This is a genomic window from Microcystis sp. M_OC_Ca_00000000_C217Col (assembly GCF_007095585.1).
In the GTDB taxonomy this organism is placed as follows: Bacteria; Cyanobacteriota; Cyanobacteriia; order Cyanobacteriales; family Microcystaceae; genus Microcystis; species Microcystis panniformis.
This window is the reverse complement of the sequence record NZ_SFBV01000156.1, coordinates 1-3,964: the sequence shown is the minus strand read 5'-3', so window position 1 is coordinate 3,964 and position 3,964 is coordinate 1. Positions and strand designations below refer to the sequence as shown.

5 protein-coding genes are annotated in these 3,964 nt (G+C 42.1%); 1 reads left to right on the top strand and 4 read right to left on the bottom strand.

What is annotated here, in order from left to right; all coding sequences use genetic code 11:
- Window positions 1–375: 375 nt before the first annotated feature.
- Entirely contained in the window at window positions 376–978 is a 603-nt protein-coding gene (locus tag EWV66_RS09020) for a Uma2 family endonuclease (protein WP_052276279.1), read from the bottom strand.
- Between the two features lie 294 nt (window positions 979–1,272).
- Between EWV66_RS09020 and EWV66_RS09015 the strand changes: the two genes are divergently transcribed.
- On the top strand, window positions 1,273–2,013 hold the full coding sequence (locus EWV66_RS09015) for a choice-of-anchor C family PEP-CTERM protein (RefSeq protein WP_052276280.1): 741 nt from the start codon (window positions 1,273–1,275) through the stop codon (window positions 2,011–2,013).
- Window positions 2,014–2,192: 179 nt separating this feature from the next.
- On the opposite strand, the gene EWV66_RS09010 is transcribed toward EWV66_RS09015, so the two are convergent.
- The 3 genes from EWV66_RS09010 to EWV66_RS09000 form a co-directional block, all read right to left on the bottom strand.
- Window positions 2,193–2,603, bottom strand: a complete 411-nt coding sequence (locus EWV66_RS09010; protein WP_004268192.1) for a type II toxin-antitoxin system VapC family toxin — start codon at window positions 2,601–2,603, stop codon at window positions 2,193–2,195.
- A complete protein-coding gene (locus EWV66_RS09005; protein WP_002752790.1) occupies window positions 2,600–2,905 on the bottom strand; it encodes a hypothetical protein in 306 nt (101 codons plus the stop codon). Before EWV66_RS09005 ends, EWV66_RS09010 begins: the two co-directional genes overlap by 4 nt.
- A 143-nt stretch (window positions 2,906–3,048) precedes the next feature.
- The coding region (locus EWV66_RS09000) for an RpnC/YadD family protein (RefSeq protein WP_287108780.1) at window positions 3,049–3,964 on the bottom strand (916 nt) is incomplete at its 5' end.

Below are 3,964 nucleotides of genomic sequence, written 5' to 3'. Positions count from 1 at the left end.
TACTAATGACAGTAGCCTAGTTACTCAGGAGCCGGATACGGCGAAAGTCGTAAGTCCGGTTTTGAAGCAGGGGGTGGGAAGGCGACTTCCTGCTCTACTGTAACGGGTGTGGGGTTTTATCGATTTTCAGGTGGTCAACTACCTAATTTTCAGGGAAAAAGTCCAGGAATTTTCCCCCTGATCACTCCCATTCCAGTACTTTTTGATTGACAAAAAGTCTAAAAGTCTTACCCAACAAGGTTTTTATATTTATTCAGCCAACCCTAGTTATCGCTGTTCTATCAGTGTTGAGGATTCCCGTGAGCAACAATATAGGACAGCGTTAATCGTGCTTAGTTGTTCTATATTGACGGAACCTTTCATCAGCGATCGCATTTACCAAATCTTAGCCATTACTAATACAAACCCCGGCAATTCTGGATCACCACTAATGGTTTCAGGAGCATTTAAAATCTCCAGTTCTCGATGGGGACGATAAATATAGACTTGGCGATTTTGGCGATCAATTAACCAACCCAATAAAGCACCATTGGCAATATATTCTTCCATCTTTTTCCGCAAACTGGATACTGTATCACTAGCAGAACGCAATTCAATCACAAAATCGGGACAGATGGGGGCAAAAGAGGCTTTTTGTTTTTCTGTTAAAGCATTCCAGCGTTCTAATTTAATCCAAGCAGCATCGGGTGAACGAGTCGCACCATTGGGCAGCGTAAAACCCGCACTGGAATCAAACCCAAGCCCCGTTCCATCTAGTTCTGACCAGTTCCAAAGTTGAGCGGCGATATTAAAATTGCGATTACCCGTATCTGAAAAAGCAGGAGGCATAACGATCACTTCTCCACTAGCGCTGCGTTCAATGCGTAAATCCCGATTGGCTAAACAAAATTCATAAAACTGCTCCTCCGTCATCGGCATAATCCAAGGAAGATCAATCATCAAAGGAGCCGAGGTCGCTTGTACAAGTAGTGTCGTCATATTTTCGCCCTACTCAAGAATTACATGAGTTAACAACTGAATGCCCTTCAATCTTAACTTAGCTCTAGTCATCGGCATTATTGACTACTAAAAGATAGAAGGCGATCGCTCTTATCGTTGCCAAAGAAGCCTGACGGAGAGGAATGTAAATATTTATAAAAATGTAGCTTAGAATACAGTTCGGGGGGGGGTAATGTGTATTGTTTTGTTATTCGCCTTTGGTGTTGGGTTATTGCTTGACCTGGCTGTGAGGGGGGCGATCGTATTTAAAACAAAATTGTTGGGGGAAGTATAATGGAACTTAAGTCATGTTCTCAAGTAACCACTATAGCTCTTGGAATAAGCAGTTCGATTCTCTTTACTGTTAGTTTTGTATCACCTGCTTCAGCAGTTAATCTGATTATCAATGGTTCTTTTGAAGAAGGAGATTATGACTCTAATGTTGTAGATCCTAATTTTGCACGACTAAGTCAGGGAAGCTCTGCTCTGACAGGATGGACAATAGGTGGTGCAGGCGTTGATTGGCACAACAGTAATGACATGAAATTTCCAATCGAGGGAGATTTAATTATAGATTTAAATCTTGATGGGGGAAGTAGTGGAACTTTATCTCAAACTTTTTCTACAATTATTGGACAATTCTATACTTTAAGTTTCTCTCTAGCGGGACCAGACTTGAGTGCGACTAATCCTTCTTTTCCTAATCCTCGTCAAGTTAGTGTTCAAGTTGCAGCAGTTAACCAAATTTTTTCAACATCCGCGTCTGACCACTTAGATCTTCAATGGCAACTACACGAATTAAGTTTTCAAGCCACTGGTAATCAGACAACTCTAACATTCTCAAGTCTTGACAACTCAGGATTTTGGGGTCCAGCTTTAGATAATGTCACTGTGGTGAGTAATGCTGAATCAGTCCCCGAACCCGCCTCAATCCTAAGCCTCCTCGCCCTAGGCACACTCGGCGCAGCCTCAACCCTCAAGCGCAAATTGAAATCCTCCAAATCCTCAGAAAAAGAAACCACAAAAGTCTCCTAATACCATCAATAAAATCCCACAATTCCCCTTCATTAATTGGAGGGGTTTTTATCAGTTGTCATACTAAATCCGTTGAGTAACGCACAGAAAACGGGTTTCTCCGAGAAACCCGTTTTCTATTAATGCTTGGGAATAGTTTTTCCTAGCTTAGGGGGAGTGAAAGTTTAATTTTCCCTCTGTTATTCAAATAGAATTATGAAACCCTCTTGCTGAAAATGATTGTCGTGAGTTAACACTTGAGTGATTTTTAAGCGCTGCATGACCGTCATTGAAATACAATCTGTCAGGCTATATTCTTTGTCTGGACGGCGGCGGTATAACTCGAAGCCTTGCAGGAATGATTCTCGGTTTTGCGGAATGACTTGAAGGCGGGGATTCTGGAGCAGATCATCGATAAATTCGACAGTACGCCGCTTCCGATTTGCTCCCCGGACTGACATAAAATTCAGTAGCTCTACCAAAACTTCATCCGTCGTCACAAGTTTAACGTTTTTGAGACTGGACGTAACTTCTCTGGCTCGTTGATGCCAATTATCTTGGGGATTGATTAAAGCAACCCAGTAGAAAGTGTCGGCAAAAATTTGTTTCATTGCCTTTTCTTGGGACTCCCATAAAGATAATGGTCATGCTCTTCTGCACCGTCAGATGGAAGCGGCTCAAGTTCTTCTTCGGGGAAGTTCAGATTCAACCTATCAACTATCTTTAAAATTGATTCTCCAGTCTCCTCTTGAGATATATCAGAAGCCATCAGATGAGTTTCCAGGGCATCTTTCAGTCGATTTAAAACGCCTTCTAGAGAGCTATCCTGGTAATCAATTGCTGCTAATTCAGGAGATTTGAGTGAATATCCGTCGGGATTCTTGGAGATGACAATGCTGATTTGATTGACCATAATCCTTCCTATCTCAGGCTAATCAAGAATTGGGACTTCTTTAGTCTAGCAAAATAAGCAGGACATTTAAGGTTCTTCAGGATTTGGAAATGATTGTTCATCGGGAATTTTAATTGTCTGTTTTTGAGATTGGGATTGAAAGTTTAATTTTCCCTGAATCTTTCTAACAGTTCTGAGCGAGATAAATTAGCCAGAGAAAGAAGTAACCCGGTGCGTTCCGAGATGGGAAGTTGGGCAATCTCTTCCACCAGACCAGATAATTCTGCATCTAGGGGGCCAAACCGTCCTTCCAGAAGACTGGTTATCAGCGATAGTTGTCCCTCTAAACTGCCTCGTTGTATCCCTTCTTGTATCCCTTCTTGTTTCCACTCTTCCCGTTGTTGTAAATAAGCTGGTGATAGGTTCATAATCTCCTCCTGTTCCTCGGTACTTAAATTATCTCTTAATTCTAAATTCTTGCGCCAGTTGGCCAGAATTTCTAGTAAATTCTCTTGGAAGGGATTACCTTCAGGCAATTGCACTAATTCTTCTACTGCTCGTTTTTGAGTTCCTCCTTTACCTAGCACCCTCAACCATAAAGTCTCCTCATTGACTGGTAATTGATGGATGGCGACAATTCCTGTTTTGAATAGGTTAGGGGAAAAATAAACTCCTTTTCCCCACTCCTCTTTCATCCCCTCTTCCGGTAGGAATGAAGGGGGGATTCCCACGACTTCTTCAATCATTCTCGCTGAAAAAGTAGGCGTTAAAATCCAGAGAACTGGTAGTTCAGCTTCTGTTAGAGTTTTGTTTGTCCGTTTTGCCTTCCTTAAGACTTCGCCATGAACCGCATATAACTTTGAGATGCAACTGCGAATCTCTACCTCGGAGGGTGGGTTACGGAAGGGTTCAAATAAGCAGCAAGTCGCCGCCATTTTAGCAAGTAAACCCAAGGGTAATTCCGTCCTTGATGCTGAACTGGCTGGTTCAAACCAAACATCGATTTCTTGGACTTCACTCTTGACTTTCTTGCTCTTTTTAATCGTTCCCAGAGACGCTAAGAGTTCTTCTAAATATTCT